The sequence below is a fragment of the Thalassotalea sp. PP2-459 genome (genome assembly GCF_001913705.1).
GTDB classification, from domain to species: domain Bacteria; phylum Pseudomonadota; class Gammaproteobacteria; order Enterobacterales; family Alteromonadaceae; genus Thalassotalea_C; species Thalassotalea_C hakodatensis.
In genome coordinates this window covers 131852-157097 of record NZ_MKQD01000019.1, presented here as the reverse complement: position 1 = coordinate 157097, position 25246 = coordinate 131852, and the positions used below count along the sequence as shown (strand labels likewise).

The 25246-nt window shown below is 39.2% G+C and carries 18 protein-coding genes; 7 read left to right on the top strand and 11 right to left on the bottom strand.

Translation table 11 applies throughout. The annotated features are described in order from the left end of the window. Positions 1-118: 118 nt before the first annotated feature. The 4 genes from BI291_RS04135 to BI291_RS04120 are packed head-to-tail and all read right to left on the bottom strand — an operon-like array spanning position 119 to position 6150. Positions 119-3250: an efflux RND transporter permease subunit gene (locus tag BI291_RS04135; RefSeq protein WP_074496481.1), complete on the bottom strand. Its 3132-nt coding sequence runs from the start codon at positions 3248-3250 to the stop codon at positions 119-121. Positions 3251-3257: 7 nt separating this feature from the next. Then, on the bottom strand, positions 3258-4490 hold the full coding sequence (locus tag BI291_RS04130) for an efflux RND transporter periplasmic adaptor subunit (protein WP_074496480.1): 1233 nt from the start codon (positions 4488-4490) through the stop codon (positions 3258-3260). Between the two features lie 12 nt (positions 4491-4502). Beyond that, a complete protein-coding gene (locus BI291_RS04125; protein ID WP_083601893.1) occupies positions 4503-5771 on the bottom strand; it encodes a TolC family protein in 1269 nt (422 codons plus the stop codon). 43 nt (positions 5772-5814) lie between these two features. Beyond that, entirely contained in the window at positions 5815-6150 is a 336-nt protein-coding gene (locus tag BI291_RS04120; protein WP_139302549.1) for a hypothetical protein, read from the bottom strand. A 205-nt stretch (positions 6151-6355) separates the two neighbouring features. Between BI291_RS04120 and BI291_RS04115 the strand changes: the two genes are divergently transcribed. Continuing rightward, on the top strand, positions 6356-6748 hold the full coding sequence (locus BI291_RS04115; protein ID WP_074496478.1) for a Cd(II)/Pb(II)-responsive transcriptional regulator: 393 nt from the start codon (positions 6356-6358) through the stop codon (positions 6746-6748). 77 nt (positions 6749-6825) lie between these two features. On the opposite strand, the gene BI291_RS04110 is transcribed toward BI291_RS04115, so the two are convergent. The 3 genes from BI291_RS04110 to norR all read right to left on the bottom strand — a co-directional run bounded on the left by BI291_RS04110 (position 6826) and on the right by norR (position 13965). After that, positions 6826-9084: a DPP IV N-terminal domain-containing protein gene (locus tag BI291_RS04110; protein WP_074496477.1), complete on the bottom strand. Its 2259-nt coding sequence runs from the start codon at positions 9082-9084 to the stop codon at positions 6826-6828. A 124-nt stretch (positions 9085-9208) separates the two neighbouring features. Then, complete coding sequence (locus BI291_RS04105) at positions 9209-12031, bottom strand: TonB-dependent siderophore receptor (RefSeq protein WP_074496476.1); 2823 nt, start codon at positions 12029-12031, stop codon at positions 9209-9211. A gap of 332 nt (positions 12032-12363) precedes the next feature. Further along, positions 12364-13965, bottom strand: coding sequence for a nitric oxide reductase transcriptional regulator NorR (norR, locus tag BI291_RS04100; protein ID WP_074496475.1), 1602 nt, complete (start codon positions 13963-13965; stop codon positions 12364-12366). A 170-nt stretch (positions 13966-14135) separates the two neighbouring features. On the opposite strand from norR, the gene BI291_RS04095 reads away from it, so the two are divergent. Together BI291_RS04095 and hmpA are read left to right on the top strand one after the other, a co-directional pair. Next, positions 14136-14408 carry a hypothetical protein gene (locus BI291_RS04095; RefSeq protein WP_074496474.1) on the top strand — a complete coding sequence of 91 codons (273 nt, stop codon included), beginning with the start codon at positions 14136-14138 and terminating at the stop codon, positions 14406-14408. Positions 14409-14552: 144 nt separating this feature from the next. Then, positions 14553-15734, top strand: a complete 1182-nt coding sequence (gene hmpA / locus BI291_RS04090) for an NO-inducible flavohemoprotein (protein WP_074496473.1) — start codon at positions 14553-14555, stop codon at positions 15732-15734. 119 nt (positions 15735-15853) lie between these two features. Here hmpA and BI291_RS04085 read toward each other — a convergent pair whose 3' ends face one another. From BI291_RS04085 to BI291_RS04075, 3 genes are all read right to left on the bottom strand, one after another. Continuing rightward, a complete protein-coding gene (locus BI291_RS04085) occupies positions 15854-16897 on the bottom strand; it encodes an NADP-dependent oxidoreductase (protein ID WP_074496472.1) in 1044 nt (347 codons plus the stop codon). A 181-nt stretch (positions 16898-17078) separates the two neighbouring features. Then, on the bottom strand, positions 17079-18236 hold the full coding sequence (locus tag BI291_RS04080) for an iron-containing alcohol dehydrogenase (protein WP_074496471.1): 1158 nt from the start codon (positions 18234-18236) through the stop codon (positions 17079-17081). Positions 18237-18262: 26 nt separating this feature from the next. Continuing rightward, a complete protein-coding gene (locus BI291_RS04075) occupies positions 18263-18952 on the bottom strand; it encodes a type 1 glutamine amidotransferase domain-containing protein (RefSeq protein ID WP_175573071.1) in 690 nt (229 codons plus the stop codon). A 153-nt stretch (positions 18953-19105) separates the two neighbouring features. Between BI291_RS04075 and BI291_RS04070 the strand changes: the two genes are divergently transcribed. The 3 genes from BI291_RS04070 (at position 19106) to BI291_RS04060 (ending at position 23579) form a co-directional block, all read left to right on the top strand. Then, entirely contained in the window at positions 19106-20017 is a 912-nt protein-coding gene (locus BI291_RS04070; RefSeq protein ID WP_074496470.1) for a LysR family transcriptional regulator, read from the top strand. 160 nt (positions 20018-20177) lie between these two features. Next, complete coding sequence (locus BI291_RS04065; RefSeq protein ID WP_074496529.1) at positions 20178-21470, top strand: PAS domain-containing methyl-accepting chemotaxis protein; 1293 nt, start codon at positions 20178-20180, stop codon at positions 21468-21470. A 408-nt stretch (positions 21471-21878) separates the two neighbouring features. Beyond that, positions 21879-23579: an alpha-amylase family glycosyl hydrolase gene (locus BI291_RS04060; RefSeq protein ID WP_074496469.1), complete on the top strand. Its 1701-nt coding sequence runs from the start codon at positions 21879-21881 to the stop codon at positions 23577-23579. Between the two features lie 149 nt (positions 23580-23728). Here the strand turns inward: BI291_RS04060 and BI291_RS04055 are convergent, their stop codons facing one another. After that, complete coding sequence (locus BI291_RS04055) at positions 23729-24157, bottom strand: hypothetical protein (protein WP_074496468.1); 429 nt, start codon at positions 24155-24157, stop codon at positions 23729-23731. Between the two features lie 258 nt (positions 24158-24415). On the opposite strand from BI291_RS04055, the gene BI291_RS04050 reads away from it, so the two are divergent. Next, positions 24416-25003 (top strand): hypothetical protein, encoded by a 588-nt coding sequence (locus BI291_RS04050; RefSeq protein WP_074496467.1) that lies wholly within the window; start codon positions 24416-24418, stop codon positions 25001-25003. The last annotated feature ends 243 nt before the right edge of the window (positions 25004-25246 follow it).

The window sequence follows — 25246 nt, the reverse complement described above, 5'->3', positions numbered from 1 at the left end:
CTCAATAGCAAATGATCGGCTAATAACAACTGTTGTACCCTTGAGTGGTTAACGCCTCGTTGTAACAATATTGAGTAAAAGCCCAACTCCTCACGGAAGTGGGCGTTTACTTACATACTTACCCTTCGTTATTTTTTCCTTTATATACCAACTTATACAACGCTGGTAACACAAGCAGGGTTAATAATGTTGAACTCACAATGCCACCTATAACCACTGTCGCTAAAGGCCGTTGTACTTCGGCACCTGTGCCAACATTAAACGCCATAGGAATAAACCCTAAACTGGCCACAAGTGCTGTCATCAGTACCGGCCTTAATCGCTGGCTAGCCCCTTGTTTAATTGCTTGCAGCAACAATAATCCTTCTTCTCTTAATTGACGAATAAAAGATAACATTACAACGCCATTTAATACTGCCACCCCTGAAAGTGCGATAAAACCCACAGCAGCGGAGATTGAAAAAGGCATGCCACGTAAGCTTAATGCAATGACACCGCCGGTAAGCGCTAAAGGCACACCGCTAAACACAATTAATGCATCACGAAGTGAGCCGAAAGCACTATACAACAACCCTAAAATCAACAATAAAGTTAATGGCACAACTAAGGACAAACGACGACTGGCAGATTGCAGTTGTTCAAACGTTCCGCCATAATCCAACCAATAACCTGCAGGTAAACCAAGTTGAGCACGCATTACCGTTTCAGTTTGGTTGATAAAACTGGCTAAGTCTCGCCCTTGCACATTAGCGGTGACTACCACATTACGTTTGCCGCTTTCACGGTTTATTTGGTTTGGCCCCTCTGCAATATTAATATCAGCAACTTCCCCTAAAGGAACATAGGCTAACTCAGCATTTTCTGACTGAGGAACAGCAACAGGAATTTGCGCCAAACGTTGAGGATCGTTTGACCATGATGTATTCATTCTAACCATCAACTTAAATCGACGGTCTCCCTCATAAATCAACCCAGCTTTTATCCCACCAACTGCAGTATTCACCGCTTGTTGAATGTCCATCACAGTTAGCCCTAATAACGCCATATGATCACGCTGCGGTGTAACCACTAACGTTGGCAAACCTGATAACTGCTCTAAACGCACATCAGTAGCTCCTTGAATGCCTGACAGCAAACCCGTTGCTTTTTCACCATAGGTTTTCAATATGGCGAGGTCATCACCGTAAATTCGAATAGCAACATCAGCTCTTACGCCAGCAATAAGCTCATTAAAGCGCATTTCAATTGGCTGAGTAAATTCATAATTATTACCAGGTACATCTTCCACCCGATGCCTAATCTTTTCAATTAGCGCAGCTTTGGTTAGTGAAGATTCAGGCCATTCATTACGTGGTTTAAGCATAATAAAGGTATCTGCCACATTCGGCGGCATAGGGTCATTAGCAATATCTGGAGTACCTATTTTAGAAAACACCCGTTCAACTTCATCAAGTTCTGCGAGTGCATTCTCTAATTGACGTTGCATAGTGACTGACTGCTCTAAACCTGTGCCCGGAATACGCAAGGCATGCATGGCTATATCACCTTCATCGAGTTTAGGCAAAAACTCTGCGCCCATTTTATTGGCATGCCAGCTTACAGATATCAGCAAAACAATCGCACAAAAAAGCACTAAAGCAGATTGACGCAACGAAAACGATAATAATGGCTGATAAAGCTTTCTCGCCCAAGTCATTAAACGGTTTTCCTGCTCAACCACTTTTCCGCGTAGAAAAATAGCTAATGCAGCTGGAACGAAGGTAACAGCAAACAGCAATGCACCTAGCAGCGCTGCAACGACGGTAAATGCCATCGGGTGAAACATTTTCCCTTCAACACCAGATAAGGCAAATATTGGTAAATAAACCAGCATAATGATTAACACCCCAAACACCGCAGGGTTAAACACCTCTTTAGTGCTGAGAAACACTTCATGAAGCCGCTCTTGAAGCGTTAATAATCGCCCGACTTTACGTTGTGCCATACCTAATCGACGTAATGCATTTTCAACCACAATGACCGCACCATCGACGATTATGCCAAAGTCAATCGCCCCTAAACTCATTAAATTACCGGATACACGATTAGCTGCCATTCCAGTAACCGCAAATAGCATGCTTAGCGGAATAACTAATGCGGTGATCAAAGCGGCGGTTACATTACCTAGTAAAAAAAGTAACACCGCAATAACCAAAACAGCACCTTCAAACAGGTTCTTTTGCACCGTTTCAATCGTTTTATCAACAAGCGAGGTACGATCATAAACCGGTTCAAGCAGCACGCCTGCTGGCATACTTTGTTGAATTTTTTCCAGTTGTTTAGCAACATTCTTTGCCACAATACGACTGTTTTCACCCAGCAACATCATTGCTGTCCCCATTACTGCCTCATCACCGCCGTAGGTTGCAGCCCCAGTACGAAGCTCTTTACCGAGAAACACATTGGCAACATCTTTGATCCTTACCGGTGCATCATCACGCTTAGCGACAACCAATTGTTTGATTTCATTTAAGCTTTTTAACTGGCCTGGCGTTCGCACCAAATATTGTTCGCCATTTCGTTCAATATAGCCTGCACCTTGATTGATATTATTACGTTCAAGAGCCTCTACAACATCACCAATGCTTAGTTTATAGGCGAGTAATTTTCCTGGGATCGGCGCTATCTGATATTCACGCTCAAAACCGCCAATACTATTAATTTCAGTAACTCCTGGTACTTTTAGTAACTGAGGTTTCACCACCCAATCTTGTAATGTACGTAAATCTTCAGCGCTATACGCTTCATCTGTGTCTTTAAGTGCTCCAGTTTCGGTATGAATAATGTAGGTGAATATTTCCCCCAAGCCACTAGCTATAGGGCCTAACGTCGGCTCAATTTGATTGGGTAACTCACCACGAATCGCTTGTAAACGTTCTCCTATTTGTTGTCGTGCCCAATATATATCAGTACCTTCATTAAAAATTACTGTCACTTGAGACAAGCCATACCGTGATAATGAGCGGGTATAGTCAAGTTTTGGTATACCAGCCATCGCATTTTCAATGGGAAAAGTTATCCGTTGCTCTACTTCTAGTGGAGTAAACCCTTGAGCCCCCGTGTTGATTTGTACTTGAATATTAGTGATGTCTGGCACAGCATCTATGGGTAGGCGCAGTAAATTATAGACACCTACGGCTGCAATGAATAAGGTCACCGCCATCATCAGCCAACGACGCTTTATCGCAAAAGAAATAATATGATCTATCATGCTAACCTCAATGTGCGTGGCTTGCGCCAGCTTTTAAAACATCTGCTTTAAGAACATAGCTATTGGTGGTCACGTATTCCGTATCGTTTGTTAGGCCTGACAATACTTCAATCCATTGCTCGTCAGCTTCTCCCAATACTAATGGTCGCGCTTCAAAGGTGTTGCCAAAGCGTGCAAATACCACAGGTTTATCCATCAGTTGCTGTATCGCTTGTTTCTCAACACGCATTGCAACCGGCTTATTACCGGTAACGATATCCGCTTTGACATGCATTCCAGGACGCCAATGGCCATCGGGGTTATCAATTAATACTCGCGCTCTAGCAATGTGACCTCCGGTCATTTTCGGTGCTAAATAAAACACTTTCCCCATAGCTTCTAAATGATGGTGTAAATCATATATCTTGGCTTGTTGGCCAATCGCCATATTTTCAATATTCTCAGGGAATGCCGATAATTCTACCCATACTTTGGAAAAATCTGTGATTTCTAATAACGCTTGTTGATCCGCACGTTCTCCCTGACTAACTCCCTGTGCAGTCACCATACCTGCCGCAGGACTATAAAGAGTAAATGACTGTAACGTTTTATTATTTTTTATTTTCAGTACGGCTTGGCCTTTTTTAACGCTATCTCCAATCGTCACTAAAACCGACTCAACTAAACCCTCATAAGGCGACATAATGCTATATTGTCTATCTACCGTAGGGGCAATAACGCCGAATAACGTTTCTTTAAATTCAAGCGTACCAGCTTGCGCTAATTGAGTTTGAATATTGCTTGCTTCAATGGCTCGTTGAGATAGGTTAGTTCTTCCTTCGTGTTTTTCGAACTGCCATAGAAATTGCTCCGCTGCAATGGTCGCTTTTACGGTTACATCAAATGAGTGCGGCTGAGCGATGCTTTGTGTGCTGACTAAATAGTTTTGTTCTACCGTGAAATCAAGACGCTCTTGTTTGCCGTCTAGTCTTGACAATTCAACCTCTAGCGTAACATCATTTGGCGAAATAAGCTGACCATCTTGGTATGCATACACGCGCATTTCAGGTGCAACACCGATTTCATAAAAGCTTACTTCTAACGCGGTATGCCCAGTTGTTAATAATCGGCCACCATGTTCCCCTGTTTGAGTAGATTCTTCTTGATGTCCGTGATCGCCAGAAGCTTGTACCGTAAATACACCGGCAATCATAAGGGTCAGAGTAATACTGACAAATAAAATAAATTGTTTAATATTCATAGGTAATGTCTCTTATTCGTTCGCCGCATCAGCGACCAATGATTTACCGGTTAATCGTTGCATGGTTAATAGCGTGTGATATTGTGCCAAACGTACTACCAATAATTGTTTTTGTGCGTCAAAAAGCGATTCTTGCGCTTCAAGCAGCTGTAACACAGAAATTTGGCCGTTTTGGTAACTCGATTCACTATGGCGCAACAACTGCTCAGCCTGGGGTAATAATTGCTGTTGTAAGGTTTGTTCGATGGTTTCGTTTGCTTGCATGTGCGCATAAAGGCTTGCTAGCTGGTTACGTAACGATTGACGCAAAAGCGCCTGTTCTTCACTTAATTGACCGATTTTTTCTTGTGCCAAGGCGATGTTGCCACGATTCGGTTTTTGCCACGTTAATGGCATTGAAAAACCTAATACCACACCACTATCATTATTTCTCGCGTTGTGTTTCACACCGCCTTCTAGTGTGATGTTTGCCACATTATTCGCTTGTTCAACAGCTAACCGGGCTTGCTGTATTTTTACTTGTTGCTCTAGTAGCACAAAGTCAGGTGCGCGATTAACGGCTTGATACCAAACTGTGTCTGATGGAATAGTCGGTAGCTTGCTTGTATCTCCTAGTACTCGTTCAAAGTCAGGTTCAGATAACCACATCTGACTGAGCGAAAACCTCGCCGCCTTTAATTCGCTTTGCAAATGTATTTTACGCAGTTTTAGCTCTGCCAGCCGATATGAAACCCGAGAAATATCAGCTTTTAACACTGCACCGGCTTTCGCTCTGGTCTTTACCACGTTGAACAATCGCTGAATGTCAGATTCACGTTTTTGATGCCAAGTAAGCAACTGCTGTTGATACAACACCTGATAAAATTTACGCGCAGTATCGGTTAATATTGATAACCTATCTGATTGATATTTCGACGTGCTTTGTTGTTGTTTCTGCTGTTGTAGCGCCATACGTAATGAGCGTTTATCACCAAGCTCAATCACTTGGCTCAATGACAAGGTGAGGTCCGCTGATTTTAGCCCTTGACTTTCACCTGTTCCGAGAACATTTTCCAGCTTCACACCTAACCTCGGCGTAGGCCGTATACTTGCTTGTAGTAAACGAGCGTCTAACATTCGTGCTTCGTACGGATACCTTTTCAACGTTGGATGATAGGTAATACTCTTTTGTAACGCATCCGTTAACGTTAATGATTCATTTGCCAAAGCTTCACTGCACAGTAACAGTACAAACAGATGACATAGTGTTGCCCTACCTAATAGGGCAGTAATAATATGCATAATGTGTATTCTCTTAAAAATTTATGACAAGGCCGTAGCCTGTTTAACTAAAATAGAGAGAATACACATTCGGGGGTGGTAAAGGAGGACTGTAATACAAGCTAGTATAAGCGGGTATAGACTGCGTTAGTGTCGTTGCTACACAGCCAGTAAAATTAACACCAGTACCGTAACCACTAAGACAGCTTAAATGAACATGTATTTCATGTTCCTTGTCTTGCTCTGATGTAACTTTATGATGCAAATCAAGCCCTTCTACATGTTGCACATGAGAATAGCTGGCATGCTCTTGATCAGGAGGATAAAAAGGCGCGCTATCACAGCTAAAAAAGCTATGTACCAACAGCAATATTGCGTAAGTAAGTTGTTTCGCCTTCATTTCAAATATCATTCTTATGGCAAAAAAGTATTGCCGTAGTAGTGTAATAAATTGCCGAGACACTATAACATTATTGGCTAGCATGTCACTCAATAGTGATGATCATGAGCGCGTGAAACCCTTTGATGTTTATTTTATAAGGTAACACGTATCTCTTTACATCAAGTTGTCGTAGTATAAAGCTTCCAGTTACAGGAAGGTCAATATGAAGATTAGTCAATTAGCAGAACAAACACATGTTCCAACAAAAACTATTCGTTATTATGAAGATATTGGGCTTTTAAAACCTGCAAAACGTGCAGAAAACGGCTACCGATATTACCAAGTTGAAGATGTTCAATTACTTATTTTTATTCGTCGTTGCCGAGAGTTAAATATGTCACTCGACGAGATTAAAACGTTAGTGCAAGTACAGCGTCAGCCAAATATTTCTTGTGATACGGTCGATTCGATGATTGCTCAACAACTCGATAACGTTCGAAAAGCCCAAAAAGAACTACAAAAATTGGAACGCTCATTAGCGAAACTAGCAAAGTGCTGCACCAGCAATAAAATAGAAGATTGCAAAATACTTAATACGCTCAATGCTTCGCATTAGGCACATAAAACAATCTTCGCGTTAAAATGCTTCACACTAAAGATAACTAACTATTAATTATTGCCATCTTTTCCTAGTTATTCGTTGTCTTCCTGTAAATGTTCAATAAAGAAACGCCAGCGTTTTTCAACAAAATAAGGGTGTTCATCTAATACATGTCCCATTTTTGGCATGATCAACAGATCAAAATCTTTATTCGCGTCGATCAGTTTATCAACTAAACGCATGGTGGCTGAAAGGTGAACATTGTTGTCTAGTTCACCGTGGGCAAGTAGTAACTTCCCCTTTAGTCTTTCCACGTTCGTGTAATTCGATTGTTGTTGCCATGCCTCACTCATTGGCCAACTCATCCATATTTCATTCCAACCTGCTTTATCAACACGGAAGTCATGGTTACCCGATGCACTGACGCCAGCGCTAAAAAAGCTATTATGCCTTAACATCGCTTGCACAGTATCATAGCCTCCCGCACTGAACCCATAAATACCAACACGATTAATGTCCATATATTGTCGATCTTTAGCTAATTGTTTTATTGCCCAAACATGATCATCGGTTCCTGCTGCTAAGTTTTTGTAACTCACACGGTGAAATTCACGCCCTCTTTTACTGGTGCCACGGCCATCCATTTTAATTACAATAAACCCAAGCTCTGCCAAGGCAGGGCGAGTATTGGCAAAAGTTGAAAAGGATTTTGGCGTGAAAAAATTATGTGGTCCTGTATAAGTATCATTAATAACAGGATACTTTTTGCTCGCATCGAAGTTTGATGGCTTATAAAGCAAACCATATAGAGGAGTTACGCCATCATCCGCAATGACACTAAATGGCTCTGGTGGTTGCCAGCCTAGTGCAGTCAATTGGCCAATGTTTGCTTGATCAAGTTGTGTGAGTTTCTCCCCTGTTACTGCACTTCGCAACCAAGATTGCGGTGGTGTTTTTGCATCAGAGAATGTGTCAATAAAGTAATTAAAGTTTGGCGATAAACGCGTATTATGTTCAAAAGGTTCAGGAGTGAGTAGCGTTAAATCACTTCCATCAAGGTTAATACGATATAAATGACGTAAGTATGGATCACGATTCTTTTCTTTCCCTGAAGCTTCAAAATATAAAACCCCATTTTCTTCATCAACGCCCCGTATGGCTCTCACGGTATATTCACCTTGAGTAATCGGGTTAATCAATGATCCTGTTTTTGTGTCATAAAGATATAAGTGTTGATAGCCTGAACGCTGTGAGCTCCAAATAACGTGGCTTTTATTATTTAAGTGATACGACACTTGCACCCAAGGGTCAATAAATTCATCATTTGTTTCTTTTATCACTGAAACAACTTGTTTCTCTTTCGCGATCACTTTACGCAAAAATAGTGTTTTATTACCTCTTCGACGATCTTGGTAGTAAAAATCACCTTTGTGCCAGTACCCCCAAAGTGCCCTTCCATAATATGTTTGCATTACTTTAGGGGCATTTAGTGCGCTTGCTTCCTGGTTAACAACATCAATAAGTACAACCTGTGCCATAGGCAATGTTTGATCGCCCGCTTGGGGGTAATAGTAACGTACACTATTCACGTTAAAATCATTATCAGCGGTACTATCAGTTAATGTTAATTTAGTAACGCCTTGGCGGAATAGTCGATAAGTGATGACATAATGACTATTTTCTGACCAATAAAGGCCTAAATGGTTCTGTTCATCGAAACCCTCATCATTTAGCCGCTTATTAGGAACTGAATGTGTGACAGCATAAGGGGATGACTCAGATCCATCTTCAGTTAATTGTTTACAGTCTTGCGTGGATGTTTTACACAAAAACAAATTGTAATTTTCCACTTTAACAAAATGTTGCTTATCTGGTGAAGTATATCTTCTTGTCTTATCTTGTGACTTTTGTTTAGATGCCGAACGGCATTGATAAGGACTTGCAACGATATCACAACGATAAGGTTGGTTATTTATATCAAAATTAAGTACTTTACCATTGAATTTAACGTGACTAAGCGGAGAGCTTTGCCAGTCAATTGGCTCTTCTAGATTAAGCGATTGTGTTAACTTAACTTTGTCAAACAAAGGCGTTTTTACTTTATCATGGGCGTTAACCCGCACGAATTCCTGCCCACGCTTTTCAGAGTAGCGTTCAAACCAAAACTCATCAGCCTTGTCGTCAATCCAATGTGCAGTTAACGAAAAATTATGTACTTTATTACTCAAATTCTTTGCACTGAATGCTTTAGCACGCTCAATATTATCATCTATTGATTTGTGTTTAATTGTTGGCGTGTGCTGACAACTTATTAAACATAAAAGAAGAAAAAACAGGGATATAAATTTCATAAAAATACTCACGTAATTAGCAATGACCTTCACATTGGTAAAATAATTTTTTCGGAAAAAGATAAGGCCAGCATTGACTTGCCGGCCTTATGAAAGCTCTATAAGAGTAACCTGTGGTTATCGTTTAAAAGCGATATGTAGCAGTAATAAAGTACTCTAAACCAACAGGGTTATATTTTGTAATATCAGCAAACGGCCACCACTCTTCTGATTCGTGCTGATGTGGTTTTTTGTCGAATAAATTCGTTACCGCAGCACTCAAAGTCAAGTCATCAGAAATATGATAAGTGGTACTCATATTTACCGTTGTCCATGCTGGATAGCGTTCATTGACATCATCAGACCATCTTACAGGCGATGTACCTAAGCGATTAACAAAAAAGGCAACCGACAAGTCATCATTATTCCAACCCAAAGTAGCGGTTGTGCGTGTGCGGAATTCATTGTTCCATTGATAGTCTCGAATATCTTCTAGCTCATCTTCTGGTAAGAATCGCTCATTGGTTTCAAAAATATGCGTATAATCAATATTGAAAAACACTCGACCAAGTCCAGCTAAGTCATGAGTATATTTCGATGATATATCAATACCTTTCTGCTCACGCTCACCTGTATTAAATGGGCTAGTTACCGTTGAAAGTACATCATTACCCGATGGCCCGCCTCGAGAAACGCGATTTAACATTTCCTGACACTTGGCAGAATTTTGATCAACCGTTTGCCCTGATTCAGTAAAACCAAGCATACATTCAGCTTCATAACGCAATACTGAACTTGCCCCCAAATTACCAATTTTCTTTTCTAAAGATACTTCATAATAATCAAACGTAACTGACCAGTCATCGGTAATGCTAGCAACCAAGCCGATATTTAAACTATCGCCCGTTTCTTCTTCTAAAGAAAGATCGCCCTTAGATTCTTGGCGAACGCTGATGCCGTAATCATCACCACAACCACTCCAGCTTTGCCCTGAAGTTAAGCCAGTGTTGTTCACACAGGTTAAATAATCAATTGGACTAGCAAATGAAGAGCTTTCACCTGCATACATATAATGCATATCTGGTGCTCTAAATGACGTGGAATACATCGTTCTGATTAACAACTCTTCCATTGGTCGCCAAGATAAGCCCGCTTGATAAGTAAACGCTCCGTCAACATTTGATTCATCATCATAGTAATCATAACGACCCGCTAATGTGGCTTCTAATGAACCAATGGTGCTTTCTTTCGCAGCTAGTGGGATAGATAACTCTAAACCTGCAGCATATCGTTCACGATCACCTTTACCTGTAATGCCTGACCAACCATAAATATCACCACGTACGGTTTCTTCGTCAGTGATAAATTCATACCCTTCTTTTAGGTACTCAGTAACAAAAGCAAATTGAGCTTCACCTGCGGGTAATTCAATTAAAGAACCACTAATATCAAATGATAAACTGTGTAAATATGAATCACCTTTTCCGACTGAGTGATGAAGAGCACTGGTAAACATATCAGGCGTTAATTGACCAAAGATGTCGATATTAGTTGGTTCGTAGTTAGCATTTAACTGTGATGCATTAACTACAACCCAACGTGAACCTTCCCAAGGTTGAGTCCAATCAGTACCTTTTTCACCATACAATAAACTCAACATCTTTTGATCATCAAAACGACCTACAGTGTCTTCATAATCATATTGGCCCGTAGTGAAAGTAACCGCATAATCATATTCATCTGCGATCACCCCTTCTATACCTACAATACCTGTCATAGACGTTTCATCAAACTCTTGGTTTGAAGTTGGTACTTCAAAGTTTCTAAATCGTCGCCAAAAGTGACGATTCCCTAAAAAGGTGCTAGCATCATTAATGTCTTCTTGAACAACGTAATCAACACCATAGCTATATCGGTATAATCCGGCATCACCTTCAGATTTTGTGCCTAAAAAGGTAGCAAAAATACGCCCATCATCTAACTCATACTCTGCGTTTACAAAAAGATTAGTTCGATCACGCTCATTACGTACGGTATATGTATTATACGGATTGTCTCCGCAGTAGTAAGGGTCAGGATCAAAATGCACTCGTCCTGGCGGTTGCACCTTTTCATAACCAAGTGGTTCACAACGTCCTGATAAATCTTTCATCGCGATGGGATCTGGTTCCCATTTAGCCCAATAACTCATCACTTGTTCTGGGCCATGTCTATCAGGGTTTGGACCATCTTCCGGCTCGTCAAACCATCCTCGGTCATCACCATGAATTGGATCGCGTTGATCAATTTCAAGCACAGCGGTATAGCTAAATTTATCATGTGTTCCACCAGTGCTCAGTGTAAATTTTTTGCTTGCACCACCGCCGCCTTTAGTATCTCCAAAACGAGCCGTAATTTGATTAAAATCGATATCGTCTTTTAAAATTACATTGACTACACCTGCTACAGCATCTGAACCATAAATTGCTGATGCGCCACCGCTAAGTATTTCAACGCGTTTTACCGCTTCCGTAGGAATCATCGCAAGGTTAACGATATTACCCGCTACATTTCCTGAAGGCTTTGGTAATACCGGTATGCGTCTTCCATTTATCAATGTTAACGTGTAACTTGCCCCAAATCCTCTTAAGTTAATAGCTTGCGCATTCGCATTAAAATTATTTGAGCTTTCTTCACCAACGAAAATACCCGTGTTTTTAGCAAGTGAATCTAACGCATCAAACACGTTAGCATGCCCCTGTAATTGAATATCAGCTGCAGAAATTGTAACGATAGGTGTTACACCTTCAATGGATGTTCTTTTAATTCGTGAACCCGTGACTTCGATGCGTTCTACACCTTCTTCTTCAAGGTTAGCAGCATCTTCAGCTGCAAAACTGGCTGTACTCATCGATGAAAAAGCGCTTGCAACAGCCAATGCTGTTACACTTTTTCGTGTGATTAAAGTTTTAAAGAAATTAACCGTCATACCCCCTCCCGGGTTTTAATACATTCATTTTTGATATTTTTTTATTAATAAAATAAGAGGAATACAACACCAATATAATGTGTAGACCACCAACAGATATAATGTATACAATATATATGTTGGTGGGATCAAGTAAAAAAAGTAACTTACGGATGAAATTTTTTTATTTATAATTTGTGCATAAATATCTAAGAAAATTGAAAGCTATAAAGATAGACGGCTACAGGATAGGTTGGGTACCTATTACATTGTTAGTATCTATATAAGAACAATTATGTATATTGAATGACTGTTGAGGACGTAAGCCACTCTATAACAGAGAAAACATTCCGTTAAAGTACTACTTTACCTACACGAATATTTAGCCTTTTTGATAGCCTAGTTAAATTTGCACGATCAACGGATAAATATTTAGCCGTTTTAGTCCAGTTTCCCTGATGTAGTTCCAGCGCTTGCTTAATTATTCTACGCTGATAGTCATCCATTAAAAGACGTAAATTCACTGTCTTTTCAAGCGTAATTGGCTGTGTGTTCTCGCTAGTTTCGCTCAGGTCATTAAGTTCATCTACCGCAAATGAATTCGCGCTTAATTCATCGCTATCAGCTGGATGAATCGTCACTATTTCTTTATGTTTATTTACAGCTGACACCTTTGCACATGCCTTTAGCGCGGCTCTACTCAGTAAGTGTTCAAGTTCACGTACATTGCCAGGCCAATTATACTCCTGCAACCTAGACATAAGATCAGGTGAAATTTTTAATTGATTAACGCCTAATTTACGTTTGGTGCGCTCAATAAAAAAACCTGACAATAAGGAGACATCACCCTCTCTTGCCCTTAATGGCGGAACGTTTACTGGGTATACATTCAACCGGTGAAATAAATCTGCACGAAAACGACCCGCTTCAACTTCTGTTTTTAAGTCTCGGTTCGTTGCAGCGATCACACGCACATCAATATTTATGACTTCATCTTGACCAACAGGTTGAATTTCTTGACTTTGTAACGCCCTTAATAATTTACTTTGTGCTGCTAATGGCAATTCTCCCACTTCATCAAGAAATAACGTACCGCCATTAGCAATTAAGAATTTTCCTGCCCTTTTATTCTCAGCGCCTGTATAAGCGCCTTTGATATGACCAAACAATTCACTTTCAACTAAATTTTCAGGTAAAGCTGCACAGTTAACATAAATAATCGCCTGATCGGCTCGGCTTGATTGTTGATGAATGCTATGTGCAACTAATTCCTTGCCCGTTCCGCTTTCGCCTTGTATTAATACAGAAAAATTGGATGGTGCCACTAATGAGATCTCATTTCTGAGTTTGTCTATCGCGCTACTTTTCCCAATGATTTCTAGATGGTTTCCGGAAACGCTTGGCTCACTTAATGCCCGCATCACTTCTTTAGAGCGAGTAACATTCGCCTCTAATACATCTACCGTTGAAGCAGTATGTAAACTTACTGACGCCATTGATGCAATTAAGGCTAATGAACGCTCAGAAATCTGTTCAAACACCCCGGGTGATAAGCTATCAAGTGTCAGAACACCGATTAAGTTATTTTCAAAATATAATGGGATCCCCATACAGGCATGAACGGGCAAATCACCATCAGTAGCAGATAATAGGCCATCGTATGGATCTGGCATTGTCGAGTTAGCTGGAAAACGAATCGCTTTTTTAGATTGGCATATAGCATTGAACCTAGGCTGTTCATTAATAATAAATCGACGCCCCATGGTTTCAACATCAAGGCCTTGAGAGGCTAGGGGCTTCAGGCAATCACCTTGATAAACCAATAACACTATGGCATCACAAATAATGACTTTTCTAATCGCGGTTAATAAATCATCAAACCGCTGCTGACTTGCAACACTTTGCGCTAACTCAATAGATAACTCGAGTAATTGGCTATCCGTTAGATTATTCATATCAAGCACCTTAATGACTCTTTATAAGTCAATATGACACACTTTATAAGTATGTCATATTGACACAAGACAAAACTAAAAAACAAACAATGTTTTTAATAACAATATGTTATGAATATGGCACTATTATTGATTATATAAGTTCATTACTCATTAAAAAATGAATCGATATGTACTCTAATTTTGCCCTAGCAACTAACCACCAATTAGACAACACTGAATTAAATTATCAAAAATGTATCATTATTGGTAACTGGACAATGATCGTTTCGTTCTTCATCACTGTTATGTGTTTGATGATCAATTTTTTGTTCGACTATCAATTCTCAATTGCGGTACAAATCAGTGCGCATGTTGCAACCATCCTTTTTGCTAGTTTGTTTAAAGTTAGTTATGTCATTCGCTGCATTGGTGTTCATGGCCTAGGGTTTAAAATTTTCTAAACACTATTATCTCAATAATCACCACTCATCTAATTTATTTCAGCATCTATCGTTACAATAACGACATAACGAAGGGCGCTGTACTTTTCTATTTTCTACAACCGACTGATGCTTTATGCATCACCCATTACCTTCGGAGTTTATATGTTATCTTCACAAGACATTCAAATTGTGCAATCAACCCTGCCACTCATTGAACAAGCGGGCACGCAAGTCACCGACCACTTTTATCATAGAATGTTTACCCACAACCCAGAATTAAAAGATATTTTCAATTTAAGTAACCAACATAGTGGTAAGCAAAAAGTTGCCTTATTTGAAGCTATTATTGCTTACGCTAAAAACCTCAATAACGTTTCGTTACTCAAGCATGCTGTGGAACGAATTGCCAATAAACATACCAGTTTTCACATCAAACCAGATAATTACGTCGTTGTAGGTCATCACCTCATTGAAACCATGCGTGAATTATTGACTGTTCATTTCACACAAGCCGTTGAAGAAGCTTGGAAGGCTGCATATGGAGTATTAGCAAATTTATTTATTCATCGTGAAGAAGAACTCTACTCACAACGAGAATCTATGACTGGTGGTTGGCGCGGAAAACGCGCGTTTAGTTTATTAGCAAAAACAACGGAGTCTTCACTTGTCACAAGCTTTATTTTTGAACCGGTTGATCAACAACCGGTTATGCATTATCAATCTGGGCAATATATCGGTATTGAGTTAAAGCCAACAACTTCTGACTTTAACGAAATTCGTCAGTATTCATTGTCAACAGCGCCGAACGGGAAAACCTATCGTATCTCAGTGAAACGCGAAACGGGCGAACACAAGGGCATAATGTCTAACTATTTGCATGATCATCTTAAACTTGGCGATATTGTTGATTTACATGCGCCAGCTGGCGACTTCTATTGGCAAGATAGACAAAAACCAGTGGTGCTTATCTCGGCAGGTGTTGGTGCTACCCCAATGCAAGCTATGCTAGATAGTTTGGCTGAAAGCCAGTACGAGTTTCCAGTTACTTATCTTCATGCCTGCGAAAATAAAGCATTGCATTCTTTTGCTAAACACACAGAAAAACATTGTAAAGAGCATGGATGGCAATATTTTACCTGGTACAACCAAGAAGTAAGTCATGATGAACATACGTTTGAAGGGTTTATCAATTTTAATCAGGTTGAATTACCCGCAGTAGATGGTGATTTTTACTTGTGTGGCCCAGTAGGCTTTATGAAATATGCAAAAGAAAGTTTAATTACATTAGGTGTTGAGCCAACACGTATCCATTACGAAGTTTTTGGTCCACATTCCACACTTTAAATGATTATAAAAAGAAAGTACGTATAAATACTGCTGTGCATTATCAAAATACGCAGCAGTATTTCATGATTGTAGCTAAAGGCATTTAAGGGCAATAACACCATCAACTATAATTACCGTTAACTTATCTTATCTGGCCCAACTTGCACCACTAATTTACCAAAATTTTTACCTTCCAATAACCCAATAAATGAAGATACAGCATTTTCCAATCCATCAACTTTATGTTCCTTATACTTAATTTTTCCTTCAGTTAACCACTGGAACATATCGTGACTAAATTCATCATATCGATGGCCATAATCATCAAACACAATAAAGCCTTGCATTTTGATACGTTTAACCAATAACGCTCCCATTAACGCAGACATTCTGTCTGGACCTTCTGGTAACTCAGTTGCATTGTATTGTGAAATAAGCCCACATAAGGGCACACGTGCAGATGAATTTAATAAAGGTAAAACGGCATCGAATACTTTACCGCCAACATTTTCAAAATAGACGTCTATGCCGTCGGTGCAAGTTGCTGTCAATTGTTCGGATAAATCGTCATGGTAATGATCTAAACAAGCATCAAAACCAAGCGTGTCTATGGCAAAATCACATTTTTCTTTACCGCCTGCGATACCCACTACTTTACAGCCTTTTATCTTGGCAATTTGTCCAACTAAGCTTCCTACCGCACCAGTTGCTGCGGCAACAACGACTGTTTCACCACGTTGTGGCTGGCCAATATCGAGCAACCCCATATATGCCGTTAATCCTGGCATACCTAATACACCTAAAGCATATGAAGGATTAGCCATATGGTTATCGAGTTTTATTAAGCCCTCGCCGTTAGAAATACTATAATCTTGCCAGCCACCAAACGCGACAACCCAATCGCCTTTTTGATAATCTGCATGATTAGATTGTTCGACACGGCATACACTGCCGCCCACCATTACGTCATTAATACCCACTGGCTCAGCATATGATTTTGCATCATTCATACGGCCTCGCATGTACGGATCTAGTGATAAGTAAACAGTACGTAATAACAATTCACCTGACTGTGGTGTTGGTAGTTTAGATTGTAAAAGAGTAAAGTTTTCATGTGTTGGCGCCCCTGATGGACGTGAAGCTAAAACAATTTGTCTGTTTTTTTGTAAGTTCTGAGTCATAAGCGTGGCTCTCTTTGTCAATATTAGGTCTCACTTATAAAAACCCTTTAAATAGATTCCGATAAGCGTTCAGATTAATCAATAAAATCAAAATGGTTGAGCTTTTGAGCCAACAAGAAACACATGAAGCTCATTGCTCAACCTTATAAATTTCGTCAATTAGGTCAGTGCTGTTGAGTCATTAACACGCAGTTTCAAGTATCTTTTTACTGACGTTGAGATCTATATCACTATGCTCTCCAAGTGCTACCATGCCATGTTGCTCTAACTTTTCAATAAGATCAGGTATATGTTGTTGATTTAAGTTAACGTCAGAAAGTCGTGTTGGCACTCCCATGTTTTTGAAAAAGTCTTCCGTTAAAGCAATTGCTTTAGCTATTTTTTGCTCGTCGCTACCTTCTGTTATGCCCCAAACACGATCTGCATATTGAATGAGCTTATCACGCTTGTCTTCGCGTTTTACTTTCATAACCGCGGGTAAAACAATCGACAGCGTTCTTGCATGATCAATATTAAAGCTGCCCGTTAATTCGTGACCAATCATATGCGTAGACCAATCTTGGGGAACACCAGCACCGATCAAGCCATTTAACGCCATCGTCGCTGACCACATAATATTAGCCCGTATGGATAAATCTTCTTTCGTTTCAGCCTTTAGGGCTTTAGGGCCTTCTTCGATTAAGGTTTGTAGTAAACCTTCCGCAAATCGATCTTGTACTTTTGCATTAACACTATAAGTTAAATATTGCTCCATCACATGAACGAAGGCGTCAACAACACCGTTACTGATCTGACGATCAGATAACGATAACGTCACCTTAGGATCTAACACTGCAAACTGTGGACATACCAATGGACTTGAGAATGGTAGCTTGTTTCCTTCACGTGTAACCACTGAATTGCCGTTACTTTCAGAGCCAGTAGCAGGTAACGTTAATACCGCACCAATAGGTAATGCCTTTTCTACTGGCTCTTGCTTAGCAAGAATATTCCAAGCATCATCTCCTTCGTATAAAGCAGCAGCTGCTATGAATTTCGCACCATCAACCACTGAACCACCACCCACGGCAAGCAAGTAATCAATATTGTGTTGTTTAATTAGTTCTTGTGCTTTCATTAGGGTTTCATAACGGGGGTTAGGTTCAATACCTGAAAATTCAAACCATGTATGATCCGTTAACGCTGCAACTACTTGATCGTATACGCCATTTCTCTTTATAGAGCCGCCACCGTATACCACTAACACGTTTGCGTCTGATGGTATTTCATCACCCACCATACTAATTTGGTCTTCACCAAAATGAATTTTTGTTGGGTTATGGAAACTAAAATTTAACAAAATGTATTCCTTAAAATAAAATATAATTAAGCGCTTAAATTACTCAGTAGCTTTTCAGCTACCAGTTCGGAACTTGCTGGATTTTGACCAGATATAATCAAACCATCTTGAACAGCAAAGGCTTGCCAGTCTTCAACTTTTTGATAATCAGCGCCACGTTTTACTAACTCGTCTTCAAGTGAGAAAGGTACTACCGCCGTTAACTGTACTCCTTCTTCTTCACTGTTAGTAAATCCGGCAACGGCTTTATTGTTAATCACGTAATCACAAGCACTATCCTTAACATTTAATAACGCTGCGGTGGCATGACAAACAACAGCGACTGGCTTTTCAGCCGCAAGGAATTGTACAATTAATTGAATAGAGTCTTTGTTCTCTGTTAAGTCCCATAGTGGACCATGGCCTCCTGGGTAAAACACTGCGTCAAAGTCATTAGCGTTTATATCAGCTAACACCTTTGTATTTTCCACAGCAGACTGTGCCGTTGCATCATTGAAAAATTTAACGGTTGCTGGCGTTTGAGCATCTTCAGATTCACTATTAGGATCAATTGGCGCTTTTCCTCCAAGTGGTGAAGCAAGGGTAATATCAGCACCTGCTGCTTTAAACGCATAATAAGGAGCGGCAAATTCTTCAATCCAAAAACCTGTTTTTTCACCCGTGTTACCAAGTTGGTCATGAGAGGTTAATACCATTAAAATTTTCTGTTTGTTCACTGTAGCCTCCTATATGTATTAGTTTTATAAATAACGCGTTGATGAAATACAGTTTACAGAACCAATAAAAATCTAACAATGCAGAGTAAATAAGCTTCTTTGTATCAATTAATGATACAATTATTATTCCTTTTACCGCGATTGAAATAACTAATGGACTTATCGTTTGAAAAATTAAAAAGTATGGTGGTCTTCGCTCAAGTAGTTGAGCAAGGCACATTAAGCGGTGCTGCAAAACGTATTGGTTTATCAAGAGCGGTAGTGAGTTATCACATCAAAAAACTTGAAGCGCAATTAGGTATTAAGCTAATAAACCGTTCTACTCGTACATTATCGTTAACCGAGGCAGGAAGAGACTATTATCAACATTGTAGCGTTATCGCTGAGCAAGCATCAGCAGCAAACCAACAAATTGAAAACCTAAAAAATAACCCAACAGGCTTACTTAAAATCACTTGCCCAGTAAATGTAGGGCTGCAAACTATTGTGCCCGCTCTCAATGAATTTAGGCATCGCTACCCTAATATTGAACTTGATATTATGCTGACTGATGAAGTCGTCAATATCATCAAAGAAGGCATTGATTTAGCGATTCGTGGCGCGCCACTTTCTGACTCAGGGCTACAAGCAACAAAGCTATCAACCCTCAAAACATGTTTATGCGGTTCACCAGAATACTTTAAAAAACATCCAAAACCACAACATCCAACAGATTTAAACCAGCATCAATGGGTAATCTACAAATTAACCTCAGGTACACTTGAGCTCACAAAAGGTACACGCTCGTTCAGTATCGAAATGAAAGGTAACATTCAAACAAATAACGCTGCTGCTCGAACCGCCTTTGTCGAAGGAGGACATGGTTTAGGCAGAATACCTATTTATGATGCGAACCCAAAAATAAAACAAGGCAGTTTGATCTCAGTGCTTGATGATTACGTAATGAAAGATATTAACGTTTATGGTGTTTTTCCGCCGGGTGCGGCGGAGTCAAAAAAGTTACGGCTATTAATCGATTTTTTAAAGAGTTATTTTGTAAAATCTACTTTGTTAAATCCACTTTAGCTATATTGAACCTATTAGTAGCTTAACCATTTAAGTTGTTAAACCTCAACTTTAATACTAAAATTATTGGCTATATATAGCCCGAACGTACTTCCCTAACACGCTGAAAAATAGCGCGTTGCCGTTAAAACTCTTTACAGGTATTAACCACAAGATGTATATGTTTAATAAAAAAAACAAAGAAATTGAACAGCTAAAGCGAGAACTAGCTAAAGCTAAATCTGTTATTTCTGCAATTAATGACTCTGTCGCTAACATTGAATTCACTCCTGACGGTATAGTGCTAGATGCAAATGACATTTTCTTAGGTGTTATCGGATACAACAAACAAGAAGTCATTGGCCAACATCATCAAATGTTTTGTCAACCAAGCTATGTTAGTTCTTCCGAATATCAACAATTTTGGTCTCAGTTAAAAAAAGGAGAACCAAAGTTCGGTCATTTCGAAAGAATTACCCAAAATGGTGATGTTCTATGGCTAGATGCTACGTATTTCCCTGTAAAAGAAAGTGGTATTGTTACTAGGATCATAAAGATAGCCAATGATATTACTGATGATAAAAAAGCACTGATTGCACAGTCCGCTATTTCTGAGGCATTAGATAAATCGCTAGCAATGATTGAATTTACACCACAGGGTGAAATTGTTCATGCAAATCGTAATTTTCTCCAAACATTAGGCTACAACTTAACAGAAATTAAAGGTGGCCATCACAAAATGTTTTGTAATGACCAGTTTTTACATGACAACCCAAATTTTTGGCAACAATTAGCGAATGGTGAACATAAATCAGGTCGCTTTAGCCGCTTAGATAAACACGGGAATACTGTCTGGATAGAAGCGACTTACAACCCCATTATTGACGAAAATGGCAAGGTAATTAAAGTTATTAAGTTTGCATCAGATATTACAGAAAGGGTAGAAAAATCGTTACAAGTTTCTGAAGTTGCAGAGGCTGCAAAAGTCACCTCAGAACAGACTGAGCAAAGTGCCAACAATGCAAATGTAAAACTTGAAAAGTCGATTGAAACGTCAGAGTTGATCTCTGCCCAAGTACAAAACTCAATGGAATCCATTGGTCATTTGAACGAACAATCAAAAAACATTACAGCGATTGTTTCAACGATTAGTGCAATTGCAGAGCAAACCAATTTACTCGCGTTAAATGCAGCCATTGAAGCAGCTAGAGCAGGAGAACAAGGCCGAGGCTTTGCGGTTGTTGCTGATGAAGTAAGAAGTTTGGCAGCTCGTACTAGTCAATCAACCAATGAAATCAATGAGGTTGTGAAACTAAACGAACAATTAACCAAAGAAGCCACCGACATTATGCATCAAGTGGAAGGGACAACGAAAAAAAGTTTGACTCAAGTGTCAGAGGTGAGCGATGTAATGCGAGAAATTATATCTCGAGCATCAAATTTAACAAATATGGTTAAAGGTATCTCGTCTTAATAATACTACTTTTCTAAATTGTAAATTACACTTAGCCCTAAGGGTTTTAAAGGCTAAGTGTATTTTATCATTCCTACCATTTCATAGTGCTTATACGCTTACGATAAATAGAACAACGTGCTCTTTAACAAGCAGCCAGCCAAAACTACCTCCTTAACATTTATTTGTTTTTCACGTTATTTTTGCAGCAGTTTATTGGTAGGATCCTAAACTTATGCTACTTAATGTTTATAGGCATCAGCATAGATTCAAAAAAAGTGCATTAGATTCAGCAATTACTTTTTCCTAATAATATTCACTAAAAATGAATACGTATGCACACAATGTACTTCATACAGCAATAACGTAATACTCTGAGTAAGTGAATAAGAAATAAGAAATAAGAAATAAGAAATAAGAAATAATAAAATGAAACCACACATTTTAACAATTAACTGGACATTACTCGTAGCTTTACCATTGCTTTTCACCTGTTTTAGTCATGCTCAAAAACCTATAACACAAAATAAAGCTATCGATCCTTTTTGGAACAATACCATCATATATTTCATGATGACTGATAGGTTTTCGAATGGCGATAAATCAAACGATCAAGTGTTGAACCGAAAACAAGATGGTGCGCTTCTACGAAATTTTATGGGCGGTGATATTAAAGGTATCACTCAAAAAATAGAAGATGGCTACTTTGCAGCGCTTGGTGTCAACGTACTTTGGATGACACCGCTAATAGAGCAAGTACATGGCTATTGGGATGAAGACTGGGGACGAAGCTACCCTTTTCATGGTTATTGGCCGAAAGACTGGACAAAAGTTGACCCCAATTTTGGCACCGAAGCTGAGATGAAAACAATGATAGATACCGCACACGCACATGGTATTCGTGTGTTAGCCGATGTGATCATCAATCATACTGGGCCTGTCACTAAGGTAGACACACTTTGGCCGGCTGATTGGGTACGCACTGAACCTGTTTGTCAGTGGCATAATTATAAAAACAATGTTCATTGTGCCGTTGCTGCAAGTATACCCGATGTTCAAACCAACTCAGAAAAGCCAGTTAAGTTACCTTCTTTTTTACTTGAAAAATGGCAGCTTGAAGGAAGACAAGAACAGGAATTAGCTGAACTTGATGCCTTTTTCGATAGAACACAACTACCTCGAGCACCTAAATATTATATTGTTAAATGGTTAACTGATTGGGTAAGAGATTATGGCATCGATGGTTTTCGTGTTGATACTGCTAAGCACGTGGAAGCCGACATTTGGCGGATATTAAAAACCGAAGCATCATTAGCATTCGATCAGTGGAAGTCAAAGAATCCACAAGCACTCGAAACTGAAAAAGACTTTTTTATGATTGGCGAAGTTATGCACTTAGGCGTTAATGGCTTCAAGAATACACCGGCTGGTACTCGCAAATATGACTATGGCGATAAGCAGATTGATTTTTATGATTATGGCTTTGATAGTTTAATTAATATGGGCTTTGCAACCCATGCAAATATGCCAATGGAAGCACTTTTCAGCATTTATTCAGAAGAACTTAGTCAAGGCGCGTTTAAAAACGTTGGTATTTTAAATTATGTCGTCTCGCATGATGACCCTGAACCTTATGATAAAGAGAGAGCCACACCATATAAAACTGCTTTAAAACTCATGTTAGCGCCAGGTGCCGCACAAATTTATTATGGAGATGAATTAGCCAGAGATTTAATAATAGAAGGTACTGTTGGCGATGCTACGTGGCGTTCATTTATGAACTGGCAAGATCTAACGAAAAAAGACACTCAGGCCCTTCTAAGGCACTGGCAAAAGCTTGGCACTTTTAGGCATAAACATCTTTCAGTGGGAGCGGGCGTACATGAAAAGCACAGCGAAAAACCCTATATATTTAGTCGTAAATATATCGCTAAAGTAAAATCAGATAATGTTCTTGTTGGCATTGATTTAAACAAAGGGCGTAAAACATTATCGACTTACCACACCTTTAAAAATGGTACTGTGCTTAAAGATTACTATTCCGATACGTTAGTCACGGTAAAAGATAATAAAGTCAAATTGAACACCAATTTCAGTATTGTACTGCTGGGTAAAGTTAGTGACAACTAACGTTTATCACTTTATCGGTGCATTTAACGTGTAATCAGTTTACCTAATTAGAAAACCCTGATGTAACCATCAGGGTTTAAGAATAAGTGAGTTCACTGGTAAGATAACGTTTGTAACAATTTTCAATTATTACAATTTATAAAATTGATTTAAAATTTATATCCAATATTTAACGTAATAAATGGTTTAGTTTCAATGTCTCCTCTATCGGCGAACCAATGATATTCATCCGATCGAGTAAAACCAACACCAGTCCCCATGACAAAACCATTATTTTCTAATCCGTTAACGTGGTAATCATACGTCACAAATAAAAAACCATATTCGGCCTGAATGCTTTCTTTACCAACAACAAAGCCGTATGCATGCTTATTTTTTTCATCACCAAATGTAGTTTGGGTACCCAATGCAAAACCTGCAACACCAATTGCCGCATAGTATTTTGTTGATGTTGTTTTGTAACCCAGCTGAGCACCAATAATGCCACCGTATTGGTGACCTAAGCCTATCGTAGTTTCATACTCGCCAGCAAAAGATAGCGACGGTAACAAAGCCAAAGTAATGAGTATTTTTTTCATAGAAAATCCATTTGATACAAATTGATAAACGAATTACCAATAAATGTTGAAGGTGTGCAACTGTATCAGTCTAACGGTCAAATAAAGGTAAAATATTGCGTTGTTTGTCAGGCTCGTTCAAGTCCCCCTTTGCTGATCAGTGCAAAGCAAAAGTTACGCAGTATTTTTATATTGATTAAGATAGTTCACCCTTGGTTCACTTCTGGCTTGATATCTTTGCTTTCACTTTACTTAATAAAGCTATTTTAAAGGAAGATTATGAAATCTATAGTGTCAAACCTCTCAATTATTGCGTTAATTTTAGGGGGACTTTCTGCTAACGCTTCACAAGATTATAATTTTTTGCAAGCGCATGGAATTGTCAAATCTGAATACTCAGATATTGACCAATTTGGGTTAAACGGTTTTGAAGTACGTGCTAGCAAGCGTTTGCAAAACGTGTTTGGTGAACTCCGCTACCGAGATCTTAACGATACAGAGGATGGTATTAAGTTCGAAGAAGACCGCTGGAGCGCAAGTTTAGGTTACATCATACCGTTTTCTGAACTAATGCATTTCGATGTACGTGCGAACTACGGCAACATTGAAGCTGAATTAAGCAATAACAACGGCCGCACTGGTTTTGACGTTGACTATTACGGTGCTAGTGGTTTTGTTCATTACTCGGTAGCTAGAGATATCAGCCTTTACGCAGGATTAGAACTTCAGAACACAAAAGATGCACCAAATCAAAAAGCCTATCACCTTGGTGCAAACTATGCCTTTGATAAACTATCTATAGGTACTGAGTACGTTAAATACTCAGACTCTGATGCACTCAGTTTATTTTTACGATACACTTTCTAGGCAAATGAAAGCGAACAAAAATAAGTTCGCTTTTCCCTTCGATAAATTATGCATTTTTCTATACGCTTTTTCGTTAAATCACAAGACATACTTTACTGAACAAAAACTGAACAACCAAAACCAGTGTTCAAATTGTTGTTTTGTAGAAATCGATAAAGCCTTTCAGTAACTGAGTCACTTAATTGAATAAATGCCCTAATCAATATTCCTATATGTAGACAACGTATTTTTCGCATAATCCCT